This is a genomic window from Streptomyces sp. NPDC037301 (genome assembly GCF_055602785.1).
This window is the reverse complement of sequence record NZ_JBVJWD010000009.1, coordinates 218,757-234,280: the sequence shown is the minus strand read 5'-3', so window position 1 is coordinate 234,280 and position 15,524 is coordinate 218,757. Positions and strand designations below refer to the sequence as shown.

15 protein-coding genes are annotated in these 15,524 nt (G+C 69.7%); 6 read left to right on the top strand and 9 right to left on the bottom strand.

Annotation, left to right across the window (positions count from 1 at the left end; all coding sequences use genetic code 11):
* Positions 1 to 52 precede the first annotated feature (52 nt).
* Positions 53 to 823: a gamma-glutamyl-gamma-aminobutyrate hydrolase family protein gene (locus ACZ7IB_RS17720; RefSeq protein WP_470913342.1), complete on the top strand. Its 771-nt coding sequence runs from the start codon at positions 53 to 55 to the stop codon at positions 821 to 823.
* 321 nt (positions 824 to 1,144) lie between these two features.
* Here the strand turns inward: ACZ7IB_RS17720 and ACZ7IB_RS17715 are convergent, their stop codons facing one another.
* Positions 1,145 to 2,068, bottom strand: a complete 924-nt coding sequence (locus ACZ7IB_RS17715; protein WP_470913341.1) for a LysR family transcriptional regulator — start codon at positions 2,066 to 2,068, stop codon at positions 1,145 to 1,147.
* A gap of 70 nt (positions 2,069 to 2,138) precedes the next feature.
* Here ACZ7IB_RS17715 and ACZ7IB_RS17710 point away from each other — a divergent pair, with 70 nt between their 5' ends.
* Positions 2,139 to 3,290, top strand: coding sequence for a TDT family transporter (locus ACZ7IB_RS17710; protein ID WP_470913340.1), 1,152 nt, complete (start codon positions 2,139 to 2,141; stop codon positions 3,288 to 3,290).
* On the opposite strand, the gene ACZ7IB_RS17705 is transcribed toward ACZ7IB_RS17710, so the two are convergent.
* The 4 genes from ACZ7IB_RS17705 to ACZ7IB_RS17690 all read right to left on the bottom strand — a co-directional run bounded on the left by ACZ7IB_RS17705 (position 3,229) and on the right by ACZ7IB_RS17690 (position 8,350).
* Positions 3,229 to 3,936 carry a helical backbone metal receptor gene (locus tag ACZ7IB_RS17705; RefSeq protein WP_470913339.1) on the bottom strand — a complete coding sequence of 236 codons (708 nt, stop codon included), beginning with the start codon at positions 3,934 to 3,936 and terminating at the stop codon, positions 3,229 to 3,231. The genes ACZ7IB_RS17710 and ACZ7IB_RS17705 overlap by 62 nt on opposite strands.
* Before the next feature lie 15 nt (positions 3,937 to 3,951).
* Positions 3,952 to 4,497 (bottom strand): helix-turn-helix domain-containing protein, encoded by a 546-nt coding sequence (locus ACZ7IB_RS17700; RefSeq protein WP_470913338.1) that lies wholly within the window; start codon positions 4,495 to 4,497, stop codon positions 3,952 to 3,954.
* Positions 4,498 to 4,659: 162 nt separating this feature from the next.
* Entirely contained in the window at positions 4,660 to 7,293 is a 2,634-nt protein-coding gene (locus ACZ7IB_RS17695; protein WP_470913337.1) for an ABC transporter permease/substrate binding protein, read from the bottom strand.
* Positions 7,286 to 8,350, bottom strand: coding sequence for a quaternary amine ABC transporter ATP-binding protein (locus tag ACZ7IB_RS17690; RefSeq protein WP_470913336.1), 1,065 nt, complete (start codon positions 8,348 to 8,350; stop codon positions 7,286 to 7,288). Before ACZ7IB_RS17690 ends, ACZ7IB_RS17695 begins: the two co-directional genes overlap by 8 nt.
* A gap of 333 nt (positions 8,351 to 8,683) precedes the next feature.
* Here ACZ7IB_RS17690 and ACZ7IB_RS17685 point away from each other — a divergent pair, with 333 nt between their 5' ends.
* Both ACZ7IB_RS17685 and ACZ7IB_RS17680 read left to right on the top strand, forming a co-directional pair.
* Entirely contained in the window at positions 8,684 to 9,592 is a 909-nt protein-coding gene (locus ACZ7IB_RS17685; protein WP_470913384.1) for a 5'-3' exonuclease, read from the top strand.
* A gap of 46 nt (positions 9,593 to 9,638) precedes the next feature.
* Positions 9,639 to 10,481, top strand: a complete 843-nt coding sequence (locus tag ACZ7IB_RS17680) for a siderophore-interacting protein (protein WP_470913335.1) — start codon at positions 9,639 to 9,641, stop codon at positions 10,479 to 10,481.
* Between the two features lie 63 nt (positions 10,482 to 10,544).
* Here ACZ7IB_RS17680 and ACZ7IB_RS17675 read toward each other — a convergent pair whose 3' ends face one another.
* Positions 10,545 to 11,228, bottom strand: a complete 684-nt coding sequence (locus ACZ7IB_RS17675) for a MerR family transcriptional regulator (RefSeq protein WP_470913334.1) — start codon at positions 11,226 to 11,228, stop codon at positions 10,545 to 10,547.
* 145 nt (positions 11,229 to 11,373) lie between these two features.
* Here ACZ7IB_RS17675 and ACZ7IB_RS17670 point away from each other — a divergent pair, with 145 nt between their 5' ends.
* Together ACZ7IB_RS17670 and ACZ7IB_RS17665 are read left to right on the top strand one after the other, a co-directional pair.
* Positions 11,374 to 12,303, top strand: a complete 930-nt coding sequence (locus tag ACZ7IB_RS17670; RefSeq protein WP_470913383.1) for a hypothetical protein — start codon at positions 11,374 to 11,376, stop codon at positions 12,301 to 12,303.
* Complete coding sequence (locus ACZ7IB_RS17665) at positions 12,300 to 12,770, top strand: ABA4-like family protein (RefSeq protein ID WP_470913333.1); 471 nt, start codon at positions 12,300 to 12,302, stop codon at positions 12,768 to 12,770. The genes ACZ7IB_RS17670 and ACZ7IB_RS17665 overlap by 4 nt, the downstream gene beginning before the upstream one ends.
* 9 nt (positions 12,771 to 12,779) lie before the next feature.
* Here ACZ7IB_RS17665 and ACZ7IB_RS17660 read toward each other — a convergent pair whose 3' ends face one another.
* The 3 genes from ACZ7IB_RS17660 to ACZ7IB_RS17650 all read right to left on the bottom strand — a co-directional run bounded on the left by ACZ7IB_RS17660 (position 12,780) and on the right by ACZ7IB_RS17650 (position 15,446).
* Positions 12,780 to 13,559, bottom strand: a complete 780-nt coding sequence (locus tag ACZ7IB_RS17660; protein WP_470913332.1) for an ABC transporter permease — start codon at positions 13,557 to 13,559, stop codon at positions 12,780 to 12,782.
* A complete protein-coding gene (locus ACZ7IB_RS17655; RefSeq protein ID WP_470913331.1) occupies positions 13,556 to 14,569 on the bottom strand; it encodes an ATP-binding cassette domain-containing protein in 1,014 nt (337 codons plus the stop codon). The genes ACZ7IB_RS17660 and ACZ7IB_RS17655 overlap by 4 nt, the downstream gene beginning before the upstream one ends.
* A 214-nt stretch (positions 14,570 to 14,783) precedes the next feature.
* Positions 14,784 to 15,446, bottom strand: a complete 663-nt coding sequence (locus tag ACZ7IB_RS17650) for a PadR family transcriptional regulator (RefSeq protein WP_470913330.1) — start codon at positions 15,444 to 15,446, stop codon at positions 14,784 to 14,786.
* Positions 15,447 to 15,524 lie beyond the last annotated feature (78 nt).

Below are 15,524 nucleotides of genomic sequence, written 5' to 3'. Positions count from 1 at the left end.
AACCATGGAACCGAGCCCGCCCGCACAGGCGGCCGACCGGAGGGACCGCCCCGTGTCCGAACCTCTCATCGGCGTCTCCACCTATCTGGAGCCCGTGACCCGCTGGGGTGTCTGGGAGCTGCCCGCCGCCCTCCTCCCGGCCGCCTACCCGCGGATGGTCCAGCAGTCCGGCGGCCTGGCCGCCCTGCTCCCGCCGGACGCCCCCGCCCGGGCCGGGGCCGCGGTGGCCCGGCTGGACGGCCTCGTCGTCGCGGGCGGCGCCGATGTGGAACCCGGGCTGTACGGCGCGGAGCGCGACTTCAGGACCGGTCCCCCCGCACAGGAGCGCGATGCCTGGGAGCTGGCCCTGATCAGGGCCGCGCTGGAGTCCGGTACGCCGCTGCTCGGCATCTGCCGCGGCATGCAGCTGCTCAATGTGGCGCTCGGCGGCACCCTGACCCAGCACCTCGACGGGCACACCGGCCCGCTGGGCGCGACGGGAATCCTCGGCGCACACCCGGTGAAACCCGTGCCGGGAACGCTCTGCGCGTCGATCGTGCCCGGGGAGTCAGCCGTCCCCACCTACCACCACCAGTGCGTGCAACGGCTCGCACCGGGACTCGTGGCTTCGGCGCACGCGGCGGACGGCACGATCGAGGCGATCGAACTGCCGGGACCGCAGTGGGTGCTCGGGGTGCAGTGGCATCCGGAGATGGGCGACGACCCACGGCTGATGCAGGCACTGGTGGCGGCGTCGACGGCCCGGCTGATCCCGGCTCGTACGCCGTCCGAGGACCTGGCACCGCCGCGGACCACGGGAGCCCGCGAGCGCTTGCGGCCTTAGACCGACCGGTAAAGGGGGGGGTGGGAGAAGGAGCGGGGCTGGGTGCGTGCAGCTGCAAGGCGGAGGAGGGAGGCAACGCGATGGGGCCTCCCCGGCTCGAGCGAAGCCGAGAGCTCGGGGAAGTCGGCGATTGACGACAACGCCGGAGGGGGTCCCCCCTGGCCCTTAAGGCCTTGGGGGAGTGCGTGCCCAGCCCCGCGACGCCGCCCCCCCCCATTTGCCGGTCGGTCTTAGCGGGTGCCGGCGGCCTCGGAGTGCCGCGGCCTGGAAAGAGGCGTCAGCAGGACGAACCGGCGCGCGGGCCGGACACGGGATTCCCCGCTACGTGTCCCGCCCCGTCAACGACAGCAGATCGCGCGCCGGACCCGTCGGACGGTGACCCGAGGGCCATACCGCGCGCAGCTGCCGCCTCAGCCGCACCCCGGCGACCGGAATCTTGACCAGGCGTCTGGAGGACAGCTCCTCGCCCAGCGCCAGTTCGCTCAGCACGCACGGCCCCGCGCCGCTCTCCGCCGCTCCCTTCACCGCGGTCGTCGAGGAGAGTTCGAGCAGTGGCTGGGCGAGGCCGCCGTGCACGGCGAGGGCCGCGTCCAGGACCTGGCGGGTGCCGGAGCCGTGCTCGCGCAGGATCAGCGGGGTCGCGGCCAGTTCCTGCGGGGTCAGGGGCGTACGGCGGCGGGCCCACACATGGGACGGGGCGACCACGACAACCAGGCGGTCATGGGCGATGACCGTGCCGTCGAGCCCTTCCGGCACGGACAAACCCTCCACGAATCCGAGGTCGGCCTCGCCGACGAGCAGCCGCCCCGCAACCGCCGCCGAGTTTCCGGCGAGCAGCGAGACCGCGGTGTCCGGACGTTCGGCACGCAGCGCTATCAGCCAGCCCGGCAGCAGGTATTCGGCGATGGTCATGGAGGCGGCGACCCGCAGCCGGGAGTCCCGCCGGTCACGCAACGCCTGCGCGCCCGCGTCGAATGCCTCGGCCGCCTCGACGATCCTGCGCGCCCAGTCGGTGACCAGCGCGCCCGCGTCGGTGAGCCGGGAGCCGCGCGGCGAGCGGTCCAGCAGGGCCAGGCCGAGCTGCCGTTCCATCGACCGGATGCGGCTGCTGGCCGCGGGCTGGCTGACGCCGATGTCCCGTGCCGCGCGCCCCAGGCTGCCGTGCCGGGCGACGGCGAGCAGCAGCTCAAGCGCACCGAGGTCGGGGACCCGGTGGGAAAGCGGAATATGTTCTTCACCGGTCATAAAGCCACCTTATGACCTCATAGACATGGAGCCCCTGGTGGGGCTCCGCCCGCGCCGCGAAAATCGTGGCATGGCCACCTTTCCGCAGACACAACAGCCCTCAGCCTCGTATCCGGCCGTTTCGCACCTCCCTCAGCTGCGGTACCTCGGCCCCAACTGGTACGCGACCGTCATGGGCACCTCGATCGTCGCGAGCGCGGGCGTCGCGCTGCCCGTCCACATCCCGGGACTGCGCGGTGCCTGCACGGTGGTGTGGGCGCTCGCGACGGTCATGCTCGCCGCCGTGCTCACGGCCCGTACCGGGCACTGGATCGCCCACCGCGACCAGGCCCGCACCCATCTGCTCGACCCCACCGTCGCCCCGTTCTACGGCTGCCTCTCGATGGCCCTGCTGGCGGTCGGCGGCTCGTCGATGGTGGTCGGCCGGGACGTCATCGGGCACGATGCGGCCCTCGCCCTGGACGTGGTGCTCTATACGGCGGGCACGGTGATCGGGCTGGCCGCCGCGGTCGCGATTCCGTATCTGATGGTCGTACGTCACCGGGTCGAGCCCGGCACCGCATCGCCGGTGTGGCTGCTGCCGGTGGTGGCCCCGATGGTCTCCGCGGCGCTCGGTCCGCTGCTGGTGCCGGAGCTGCCCGCCGGTCAGTGGCGGGAAGCAATGCTGCTGGCCTGCTACGCGATGTTCGGTCTGAGTCTGCTGGCCACGCTGGTGATGCTGCCGCTGATCTTCGCCCGGCTCGTCCACCAGGGCCCGCTGCCGCTCGCGCTGACGCCCACGCTGTTCCTGGTCCTCGGGCCGCTCGGCCAGTCGACGACCGCGGTCAATCAGCTCGCCGATGTGGCGCCGGGGGCGATCGGGGAGCCGTACGCCTCGGGCCTGGGGGCGTTCGCCGTGCTGTACGGGGTGCCGGTGATGGGCTTCGCGCTGATGTGGCTGGCGCTGGCCGTCGCGCTCGTGGTGCGGGCCATACGCAACGGCATGACTTTCAGCATGACGTGGTGGGGTTTCACCTTCCCGCTCGGTACGTGTGTCACGGGCGCCGCCGGCCTGGCCCGGCACACCGGTCTCACGGCGTACACCTGGCTGGCCGTCGCGCTGTACGTACTGCTGGTGACGGTGTGGGCGGTGGCCGGGCTCCGGACGGTGCGCGGGCTGCTCAGCGGAGCGCTGCTCGCAGCGCCGCAGGCGCCTGCGCCAGTGACGGCCCGTACCACGTGAGGAACCGCCCGTCGACGAGTGCGGCGGGCAGTGCGGGGAACGCTTCGGGCCCGTCGTCCGCGGTGAAGCGGTACGGCTCGTCGGGCAGGACTACCAGATCGGCGCCCGCCCTGTTGAGTTCGTCGAGCGGGATGCGGGGATAGCGCTCGGCGTGGTCCGCGTAGACGTTCTCGACGCCCAGCCTGGCCAGCAGATCTCCGGCGAAGGTGTCTCGGCCCAGCACCATCCAGGGCCGGCGCCAGACGGGTACGACCGCACGGCGCGGAGCGCGGGGTGGCGGGAGCGCGGCCCAGGCGGCCTCGGCCTCGTCCAGCCAGCGCGGCCTGGCCTGTCCGCAGGCGGTGACCAGGACCCGTTCCAGTTCCTCGAAGGCCTGGTCGAGGGTCCGGACATCGGTGACGAGCACCTCGATCCCGGCGGCCCTGAAGGCCGCGAGGTCGGGCTCGCGGTTCTCCTCCTGGTTGGCGACGACGAGATCGGGCCGGAGCGCGACGACCGCGGCAACGTCGGGATTCTTGGTACCGCCGATACGGGCCGCGGTCAGACCGGCCGGGTGGGTGCACCAGTCGGTGACGCCGACCAGCAGGCCGGGGGCGGTGACGGCGACGGCCTCGGTGAGCGAGGGGACCAGGGAGACGACTCGCACGGTGGGAAACCCCTCTCAGCGACGCGGGTCGAAGGTGGCGTCGATGTGCTCGGCGACCGCGACGACCAGCAGCCGCGTACCGGGCATCGTGGCCCGCCAGCGGTGCCGCACTCCGCCGGACAGAAAAAGTGTGTCGCCCTGCTCCAGCCGGTGCGCCTGCCCCTCGGCCTCCACCTCCGCGGCGCCCCGCACCACGTACATCACTTCGTCGTTGCGGTGCTGGAACTCGCGCCCGAGGTCGAGTTCACCGGTGAACTCCAGGGCGCTGAGCTGATGGCGTCCGCGCACCACCCGGCGTACCCCGTCGCCCTCGCCCGCCCGGACGACATCGACGGCGCGCGCCGAGTCCGCGGCGGCGCGCAGCCGCGCCGTGGTGGTCTCCAGGGCTTCGGCGACCCGGTCCAGGGACCGGGCGCTGGGCCGGGCCCGCTCGTTCTCGATCTGGCTGAGGAACGGCACGGACAGACCACTGCGGGTCGCGACCGCGGCCAGTGTGAGCCCCAGGGTTCTGCGCCGTCGGCGGACCGCGGCGCCCACGCGGAGTGCTTCCTTGTCGTCCATGTCCGGCTCCCTCCCGACTCGTCATCCTTCCGGCTGCCAGCACATTACGCACACGGTTACGCAAGGTCGGCCGGTTGATGGACGTCTTCCGGACAGCCGGAAGGGGCGGGCCCGCCGACGGCGGCGCCCACCCCTTCCCCTGCACAGGCCCTGCAAAGAGCCCTACTGCGGAGCCATCTTGTCCGCGATGCCCGGGTTCTTCTCCATCCAGGCCTTCACGGCCTCTTCCTCATGGCCGGAGCCGTGCTTCTGGATCTGGTTCTCCAGGCCGGCGAGCTGGTCCTCGCTCAGCTTGAAGTTCTTGAACCACTTCGTCAGCTGCGGGTACTGCTTCGGAAAGTCCTTGCTGGCGATGGTGTGCAGCCGGTCGCCGTCGCCGAAGGCCTTCTCGGGGTCCTTCAGCTTGGTCATGCTGAACTCGTTGTACGCCCAGTGCGGCGTCCAGAGCAGCACCGCGATGGGTTCCTTCTTGGCGTACGCGCGCTTCAGCTCGGCGAGCATGCCGGGCGTCGAGGAGTCGAGGACCTCGTACTCCTTGTCCAGGCCGTATGCCGGCAGCACGTTCTTCTTGAGATTCTCCATCGTGGCGGTGCCCGGCTCGATGCCGACGATCCGGCCCTTGAACTGCGAGGACTTGCCCTTGAGGTCGGCGAGGGACTTGACGTCCTTCACGTACGAGGGCACCGCGACCTCGATCGAGGTCGGGCCGTACCACGAACCGAGGTCGCTCAGCTGCGAGCCGTACTTCTCCCAGTAGTTCTTCTGGGTGTACGGCAGCCAGCCGTCGAACTGCACATCGATCTGGCCGCGGGACATCGCGGTGTACATCGGACCGACCTCGAACTGCTTGAGGTTGATCTTGTAGCCGCGCTCCTCCAGGACCGCCTTCCACAGGTACGTGGCGGCGATGTCCTCCTCCCAGGGGAACCAGGCCATCTCGACGGCGCGGTCGCGCTCGTCCTTGCCGCCCGCGTCCTTGGACGTCTTGTCCTTGGCGACGGGGGTCCACTCGTCGGCGACGCCCGGGTTGGCCTTCAGCCAGATGCGGACGGCCTCCTGCTCGTTGCCGGAGCCGGCCTTCTGGATCTCTGCCTCGAGGCTGGTGAGCTGGTCCTCGCTCATTTTGAAGTTCTTGAGCCAGGTGCCGACCTCGGGGTTGTCGGCGGAGAAGCCCTTGCGGGCCAGGGTGTGAATGCCGTCGCCCTTGCCCCAGAGGTTCTTGGGGTCCTTGAGCTTGGTCAGTTCGAACTGGTTGTACGCCCAGTGCGGCGACCAGAGCGGGACGACGATCGGTTCCTTCTTGGCGTACGCACGCTTCAGCTCGGCCAGCATCGACGGCGTGGAGCCGTCGACGACCTTGTACTCCTTGTCCAGGCCGTAGCCCGGCAGGATCTTGTCCTTGAGCAGGCCCATCTCACCGGCGCTCGGCTCGATGCCGACGATCCGGCCCTTGAACTGCGAGGACTTGCCCTTGAGGTCGTCCAGCGACTGGACGTCCTTCATGTACGAGGGGACGGCCAGCTCCAGCGAGGTGGGGCCGTACCAGGAGCCCATGTCCTCCAGGCGGTCCTGGTACTTCTTCCAGTAGCTGGCGTGGGTGACCGGAAGCCAGGAGTCGGTCTCGAAGTCGATCTGGCCGTTGGCCATACCGGTGTAGAGCGCACCGGCCTCGTACTGCTTGGCATCGACCTGGAAGCCTTGCCGCTCCAGCAGCTCCTTCCACAGGAAGGTGGAGGCGATGCCCTCGTCCCACGGGATGTAGCCCATGCTGATCTTCTTGCCCGCACCGATCTTCGAGCCGCCTGCGGCGGTGGCCTTGTCCGAGCCGGACGAGCCGAAGAGGCCCATGCCGCCCGCGACGAGTGCGAGGACGACGATGCCGACGACCGCGACGACGGGCTGCGGGCGGTGGTTCCAGACCTTCAGTCCGCCGGCCATCGACTGCGCCCTGGCGAGGGCGCGGCGGGCGAGCGGGGAGACCTCGCGGCCGAGCGCGCTGGTCATCCGGTCCAGGTACATCGCCACGATGACGATGGAGATACCGGCCTCGAAGCCGAGGCCCACGTCGACGTTGCCGATGGCGCGGTAGACGGCGCCGCCGAGGCCGCCGCCGCCGACCATGCCGGCGATGACCACCATGGACAGGCCCAGCATGATGACCTGGTTGATGCCCGCCATGATCGTGGGCAGGGCGAGCGGCAACTGCACCCGCAGCAGGGTGTTGCGCCGGGTGGTGCCGAATGCTTCGGCCGCCTCGACGAGTTCGCCGTCGACCTGGCGGATGCCGAGCTCGGTCATCCGGACGCCCGGGGGCAGCGAGAAGATGATGGTGGCGATGATGCCGGGGACCACGCCGACGCCGAAGAAGATGACGCCGGGGATCAGATAGACCATGGCGGGCATGGTCTGCATGAAGTCCAGGACGGGCCGGGTCACCGCGCTGACGGTCTTGGAGCGGGACGCCCAGATACCCAGCGGTACGGCCAGTACCAGCGCGATGATGGTGGCGACGAGCACCAGGGTGAGGGTGTCCATCGCTTCGTCCCACAGCGCGACGGAGTCGATGACGGCGAAGCCCACGAAGGCGAGCACACCCGCGAGCAGACCGCGCAGCCACCAGGCGATGACGGCGACGATGCCCGCGAAGAGCAGCGGTGCGGGGGCGGAGAGCACGGCGGCTATGCCGTCGAACATGCCGCTGACGATCGAGCTGATCGCGTCGAACAGCCAGGACAGGTGGGTCTGCAGCCAGTCGACCGCGGAGTCGACCCAGTCACCGAGAGGAAGCCTAAACATTGGCCACCTTCTTCGCGGTGATCGCGACGTCCTGCGGGGCCTCGGCGGGGCTCATCGGCTCACCGAGGACGGCGAGGAGCCGGGCGCGCGGTACGACACCGACGAGCTTGCCCTCGGCGTCGGTCACGGCGACCGCGACTCCGCTCTGCGAGCAGGGCGTGAAGAGCTCGATGATCGGCGTGGACTCGGTGACGGTGGCCGGGGCGGCCCTGAGGACGTCGTCGTCGGTACGCAGTTCCTCGCCGTCGTCCGTGCTGGTACCCATGACGGTGTGCGGTTCGGCCATGATGGCGCCCGCGGTCAGCACCCGGGTGCGGTCGACGTCCTGGGTGAAGGAGGCGACGTAGTCGTTGGCCGGGGTGACGAGGATGTCCTCGGCGGTGCCGAGCTGGACGATCTTCCCGTCGCGCATCACGGCGATACGGTCGCCGAGGCGCATGGCCTCGTTGAGGTCGTGGGTGATGAAGACGATGGTCTTCTTCAGGCGCTTCTGCAGTTCGAGCAGCTGGTCCTGCATGTCGCGGCGGATCAGCGGGTCGAGCGCGCTGAAGGACTCATCCATCAGCAGCAGGTCGGCGTCGGTGGCCAGGGCGCGGGCGAGGCCGACACGCTGCTGCATACCGCCGGACAGCTCGTCGGGCCAGGACTTCTCCCAGCCGGCGAGGCCGGTCAGCTCGAGCGCCTCGGTGGCGCGCTTCTCGCGCTCGGCGCGCGGCACACCCTGCACTTCGAGCCCGTACGCGGCGTTCTCCAGCACGCTCCGGTGAGGGAAGAGCGCGAAGTGCTGGAACACCATGCTGATCTTGGAGGACCGGACATGGCGCAGTTCTGCGGGGCTCAGGGCGGTCAGGTCCTGGCCGTCGAACAGCACGCGTCCGGCTGTGGGCTCCAGAAGTCCGTTGAGCATGCGCAGCAACGTGGACTTTCCGGACCCGGACAGACCCATCACGACGAAGATCTGTCCCGGTTCGACGGTGAACGAGGCGTCGATCACCGCTGCGGTCGTTCCGTCGGCGCGCAGCTCGTCGCGGTCGGCGCCGCTTTCGAGCTTCTGCACGGCTTGATCGGGTCGTCTGCCGAACACTTTGTACAAGTGCTCAGCTTGCAGCCTTGACACATACACCTCGCGGGTTGAACCGAAAAACGGTCTGCCACCCCCTCCGGCAGACCGTGGAGCAGCGCGGATTCGGTCCGCATGGCACGTGCACTGGTTGAAACTGCTACGTGATCCGCTCCGGCTGCGCGCCTGCCCTCACTTACACGAGCCAAACGCAAGAGTGACCCAGGTCACCCATGAGCGGCCGCCACCGGGGCGCGCCCCCTCGCCCCGGTGTCCGCGACGGCCGGTGTCAGTGGGGTGCGGCATCATCGAGGTGTGACGCGACGCCTGATGCTCCTCGACACCGCTTCCCTCTACTACCGCGCCTACTTCGGGGTTCCCGATTCGGTGCGCGCCCCGGACGGGACCCCGGTCAACGCCGTGCGCGGGCTGCTCGACTTCATCGGGCGCCTGGTGCAGGACCACCGGCCGGACGACCTGGTCGCCTGCATGGACGCGGACTGGCGGCCGCACTGGCGGGTGGAGCTGATCCCTACGTACAAGGCGCACCGCGTCGCGGTGGAGACCGCCGAGGGGCTGCCCGACGAGGAGGAGACCCCCGACACACTGGCCCCGCAGGTGCCGGTCATCGAGGACGTCCTCGATGCGCTCGGCATCGCCCGGGTCGGCGTCGCGGACTACGAGGCGGACGATGTGATCGGCACGCTCACCGGCCTGGCCACCGGCCCCGTGGACATCGTCACCGGCGACCGGGATCTCTATCAGCTGGTCGACGACGCCCGCGGGGTGCGGGTGCTCTACCCCTTGAAGGGGGTCGGCTCGCTCCAGCTGACGGACGAGGCGTGGCTGCGGGAGAAGTACGGGGTGGACGGCCCCGGCTATGTCGATCTGGCCCTGCTGCGCGGTGACCCGAGCGACGGACTGCCCGGCGTTCCCGGCATCGGTGAGAAGACGGCGGCGAAACTGCTGGACGCCTTCGGTGATCTGGCCGGGATCATGGCCGCGGTGGACGATCCGGCCGCCAAGCTGACGCCCTCGCAGCGCAAGCGCCTCGACGAGGCCCGGGACTATGTGGCCGTCGCACCGAAGGTGGTCCGCGTCGCCGGTGACGTACCCCTGCCCGAGTTCGACCCCGCGCTGCCCACCGAGCCACGCGATCCCGCCGCCCTCGAAGCCCTCGCGAAGCAGTGGGGGCTGGGCGGTGCCCTGCAACGCCTGCTCTCCACACTGCGCGACTGAGGTGCTAGCTTAGGTAAGCCTAAGCAATCGGAGCAGGGAGAACCTCGTGGCAGAACGACCGGCACGGCAGGCACCCAAGGCGCAGGGGGCCCACGTTCTGCGCACCGAGCAGATCACCCCTCACATGGTGCGCGTGGTGCTCGGCGGTGACGGCCTCGCCGGCTTCGGACTCTCCGGGTTCACCGACCACTACGTCAAGCTCTGCTTCGCTCCCGAGGGTGCGGACTACGCGCACCCGTTCGACATGGCCCGCATCCGTGAGGAGCAGCCGCGGGAGCTGTGGCCCACCACCCGCACCTACACGGTGCGCTCCTGGGATCCGGTCACCCGGGAGCTGGCCATCGACTTCGTGGTCCACGGCGACGAGGGCCTCGCCGGACCCTGGGCGATGCGGGCGGTCGCGGGTGACCAGGTGACCTTCCTCGGCCCCGGCGGGGGTTACGGCCCGGACGCCTCGGCGGACTGGCACCTCCTGGCCGGCGACGAGAGCGCTCTGCCGGCCATAGCCGCCGCCCTGGAGCAGATGCCGGCGGGTGCGGTGGTGCACGCGTTCGTCGAGGTGGCGGACGCCTCGGAGGAGCAGAAGATCGCGACTCCCGACGGGGTCGAGATGACCTGGCTGCACCGCGGTGAGCGCCCGGTCGGCGAGGCGCTGACAGCCGCGGTGAAGGAGCTGGAGTTCCCGGCGGGCGAGGTCCAGGCCTTCGTCCACGGCGAGGCGGGCTTCGTGAAGGAGATCCGCCGCCATCTGCGCCTGGACCGCAAGATCCCGCTTCCCCGGCTGTCCATCTCCGGCTACTGGCGGCTCGGCCAGAACGACGACGCCTGGCGCTCGGTCAAGCGCGAGTGGAACGCACAGGTGGAGCGCGAGCAGGAGAGCGCGGCGTAACACCGGCTCACTCGTGTACGCCCCGGTCCCCGACCGGGGCGTACGTGTTCCCGGGGCGCCGGCTCATCCACCGGCGGCATGCACCGCTGCCCCGTCGCCGCCGCCCGGACCACCCTCGCCGTCGCCGTCGTACGCTCGCGAGGACGCGTCCACATGCGCGAGCCGTCGCAGTGCGCTGAACATCGCCTCCCCCAGCACCGTGCCGACGACCACGCTCTCCACCAGGTCCTCGCGCGCCACCCGCCGCCCCACATAGTCGAGGTCGGCCCGCGCGACCGGTTCGGCGGCGGCCGCGTAGTCGTCGAGCAGCTCGACGAACCCGCCGTGCCCGGCCCGCCGCAGCGCGACGATCACCCCGGCCAGGCACTCACCGGCCGGACCGTGCGCCTCGGCCCGCCAGCCGCGTCGCTCCACCAGCTCCGCCACCTCTTCGCGGGCGTCGTCCAGCTCGGGCCCCGGCTCGTCCCCCTGCAGCGGAGTGAGTCGCTTCGCCGCGACACCCAGCACCTTATGGACCGGCTGCTCCGGGTCCTCGACCGCCCGGAGCACATCGCCGATGGCCGCGAGCGAGAGCCCGCCGACATCCAGCAGGGCGCGGATCAGCCGCAGCCTGCGCTCATGGCCGGAGTCGTAACTCGCCTGGTTCGGGCTGGTCAACTGCCCGGCGGGCAAAAGCCCTTCACGTACATAGAACTTGATCGTCGGTACCGGAACCCCGGACCTGCGACTCAACTCACCGATGCGCACCGCGTGTTCTTCCTTCCGCGCTTGCCAACCCCCCGACCCATCATAGATAGTTCCACTATCGGATAGCGGAAAGTGCCACTATCCATAATTGCAGGGGGTTCTCATGCCTTCATGGCACCGGCCGTTAGTCCTCTTCGCGGCCGCGATGGCCGTCATGGCGGCCGTCTCGGCCGTGGGACTGCTGGTCGACGACCGGGTCCTGGCGGGCTCGGCGATATGGTTCAAGCCGTTCAAGTTCGCGGTCTCGTTCGTCGTGTACGCACTCGCACTTGCCTGGATGCTGACGCTGCTCACCCGCGGCCGACGCGTCGGCTGGTGGGCCGGAACCGTGGTCGCCCTGTCCAGCCTGGGCGAGATGGCGATCATCACCGGCCAGGTGATCCGCGGGAAGCGCAGCCACTTCAACCACACCACCCCGTTCGACGAGACGCTGTTCAACACGATGGCCGTCACCGTCGTCGTGCTCTGGACCGGCACACTGGTCATAGCCGTCCTGCTGTTGCGCGCCCATATAGCCGACCGCGCCGCCGCCTGGGCGATCCGCTCGGGCGTGCTGCTCGCCCTGGTGGGTGCCGGATTCGGCTTCCTGATGACGCAGCCCACGCCCGAGCAGCGGGCAGCCGGGAATCTCGACACCGCCGATGTGATCGGCGCGCATTCCGTCGGCGTACCGGACGGCGGTCCGTCGATGCCCCTCACCGGCTGGTCGACAGCCGGCGGGGATCTGCGCATACCGCACTTCGTCGGCATGCACGCGCTCCAACTGCTGCCGCTCTTTCTGCTCGCGCTGGTCGCCCTGGCCCCGCACCTCCCCCGACTGCGCGACCCGCGGGTCCGGCTGCGGTTGGTGCTGGTCGCCTCCGGTGCGTACGCGGCGGTCGTCGCGCTGGTCACCTGGCAGGCGTTGCGCGGTCAGCCGCTGATCCACCCGGACGGTGCGACGCTCGTCGCCGCGGCCCTGATCGTGGCGGCGACCGCCGTCTGCGGCTATGGGGCACTGAGGTCGACTTCCGCACCACAGAAGGCCGATTCAGATTCCGCCTCCGATTTCGCCGACAAGGAGCCCGTGGCATGACCGGTGCACTCTTCGAGATCTCGTTCTTCCTGGCAGCCCCGTTCTGGCTGCTCATGATCCTCGCGCCGAACTGGCGTCCCACAGCGCGTATCGCCGCATCCCCGCTCACCGTCCTGCCGGTGCTCGCGCTCTATCTGGTCATGGCCGTACCGGTCTTCCCCGAACTCTGGGACGCGGTGCGCAGCCCCGACATCGACACCTTCCGCGACCTGACGGCCCTGGCGAACGGGGCGGGGGCGGTCTGGGCGCAGGTCATCGCCTGGGATCTGCTGCTGGGCCAGTGGATGTTCCTGGAGGGACGCCGGCTGGGGATCTCTCCGCTGGTGATGGGGCCACTGCTGGTGCTGACGATTGCGCTGTCGCCCTTCGGGCTGCTGGTCTTTCTCGTGCTACGGGCGGTGCTGCGGCCGAAGGCCCGGCCCGGGAACGGAATCCCGGACCGGGCCGGTCACGCGTCGCTGCGGTGATGGCGCCCGTCAGACGGACTTCTGGTACGAGCGGAACGTACGGGTCGACAGCCAGACCGCCGCCACCGCAAGGACCAGCAGGGCTCCCCCGCGGCTGAGCACCAGACTCCGGTCGGGGTCGGCGGTCAGCGCCGAACGGCCTGCCACCATCGCCCAGTTGACCGGGTTGAAGTCGGCGATGTGCCGCATCCAGGACGGCATCTGGCCCGGGGCCATGAAGGAGGAGGAGAGGAAGGTCAGCGGCAGCAGCAGAAAGGTGTTGATGCCGATGATCGACTCGCGCTGGCGGACCAGCATGCCGAGCGCGTTGGAGAGCGCACCGAAGACCGTACCGAGCAGGATCGAGGCGACGACCAGAATCAGCAGCCCGCCCGCACCGCCCGGGTAAGTGGCCCCGGCGGCCCAGCCGAGCAGCACGATGATGACGGACTGCACAGCGGTGCTGATGCCGTTCTGTACGACATTGGCGTTCATCAGCGCGTTGCGGCTGACCGGCGTCGTCAGGAAGCGGTTGAGCGTGCCCCGCTCGATCTCCTCCAGGGTGCCCATACCGGCCCACATGCTCGATCCGAGGGCACTCATCACCACGATGCCCGGGATCAGGTAGTCCAGATAGGACGTGGTACCGAAGCCTCCGAGTTCGACGACCTTCTTGAAGAGGCTGCCGAACAGGAACAGCCAGATCACCGGCTGGATCAACGAGATGGCCAGGAAGACCGGCTGCCGGATGATCGCCATGAGCTGTCGCTGAGTCATATACCAGGTCTGAGCGAGAACCTGACTGTTCATCGGGTGCCTCCTGCAGGGGTGAGGGCAGGGACCTGCCGGGCGTCCGCTGCTTCGGCCTCGGAGAAACGGCGTCCGGCATAGCGCAGATAGACGTCGTCGAGGGAGGGGCGGGCCACGGTGGCGGCGGCGACCGCCGCACCGGCCCGCTCCAGGGCGGCGAGCAGCACAGGGACGGCCGCTGCACCGTCCTCGGCGCGGACGCTCACCCGGCGGGCGTCGACCAGCACCTCGTACACCCCGGGCAGTCCGGTCAGCGCGTCGTTGATCGCCCTTGCCTCGCCCTCGGCACGCAACTCCATGTGGACGGCGTCGCCCCGTAGTTCGCCCTTGAGTTCGTCAGGGGTGCCCTCGACGACGACCTGGCCGCGGTCGACGATCGCGATGCGCTCGGCGAGCCGGTCGGCCTCCTCCAGATAGTGCGTCGTGAGGACGATGGTCAGTCCCTCGTCGCCGGCCAGCCGGGAGATCTCGTCCCACATGGCCGTGCGGGCCTCGGGGTCGAGTCCGGTGGTGGGTTCGTCGAGGAAGAGCACCTCGGGGCGGTGGACCAGGCCGAGCGCCACGTCGAGGCGTCGCTGCATACCGCCGGAGTACCCCTTGACCTGGCGCTTCGCGGCGTCGGCGAGGTCGAAACGGTCCAGCAGTTCATCGGCGCGGCGCTGGACGGCGGCGCCCCGCATCCCGTACAGCCTGCCCTGGAGCAGGAGGTTCTCACGGCCGGTGGCGACCGGGTCGGCGCCGGACTTCTGGGCGACGACGCCGATCGTGCGGCGGACCCGGTCGGGGTGGCGCAGGACGTCGTGTCCGGCGACGGTCGCGGTGCCGGAGTCGGGGCGGGCCAGGGTGGTGAGGATCTTGACGGTGGTGGACTTTCCGGCGCCGTTGGGGCCGAGGAGTCCGAAGACCGTGCCGGCATCGACGTCGAGGTCCATGCCACCCAGTGCGGTGACATCGCCGGGATAGGTCTTGATCAGATTTCGCGCCGCTACTGCGGGCGCACGGGTGCTCATGACAGAGCTCTCCTGTGGTCAGCGGGGTACTCGGGTCCACCGAGCACTCGGGCATGCCGAGCCGAGCCGGGTGAAGAGCGCCGGGCTATCCTGGGTGTGCCGCACCTCGATCGCCTGGCTCGCCTTCACGGCATGGCCGGTCCGGGGTTCGAGACCCCGGCGGTTGCTGCTCCAACAGCTCCCACCGGGGTCTTTTTCTGTGGTGCCGCTTCTGCTACACCTTCCGCTCGGGGTCGAGAACGATCTCCTGTTGGTCCAAGTCCTGCCAGTCCTGCGGGACTTCACCGGTTTCATGGAAGGACTTCCACTCCTCGATGCCGCCGATCGAGGCGTCGGTGAGTTCCTTGTGGAAGTTCTTGACCCACTCCAGCTGTGCGTCGATCATGTGGAGCTGATACTCGGTCTCGACGACGAAGACGCGGGGCAGCTTCTCCCCCAGCCGGCCGAGGACCCCCCGGAGAGCCGCGGCCTGGACCGCCAGCGCCGCCTCCCGGGTCTCCATCAGCTCGGCCACATCCTCCGGCGGCAGCACCGGCAGAAGCGAGAGGGCCGTCTCGAAGACCGGGTACTCGACGGCCGGAACGGCGAGCAGATCGGAGAGCCAGTCGAGCATTTCGGCGCGCCCGGCCTCGGTGATGCCGTAGAGCGTGCGCTCGGGGCGGTTGCCCTGCCGCTGGACGCCCGCGACCTCGACGTAACCGTGCTTCTCCAGGTTCTGGACGACGGTGTACAGCGAGCCGAAATTGATCTTGACGCTGTGTTCCTTGCCGCGCCGGCGAAGCGTCTGGGCAATCTCGTACGGATGCATGGAACGCTCGGCGAGCAGCACCATGACCGTCAGCGCCAGTGGATTGCTGAGCTTGCGTCGCATGGCCACCCGCCCCCACCGCTCTTCACTCCGCCTTCTAATACTCGTGAGCGAATATATCGCGTTCACCCGGACGCGTCAACCACG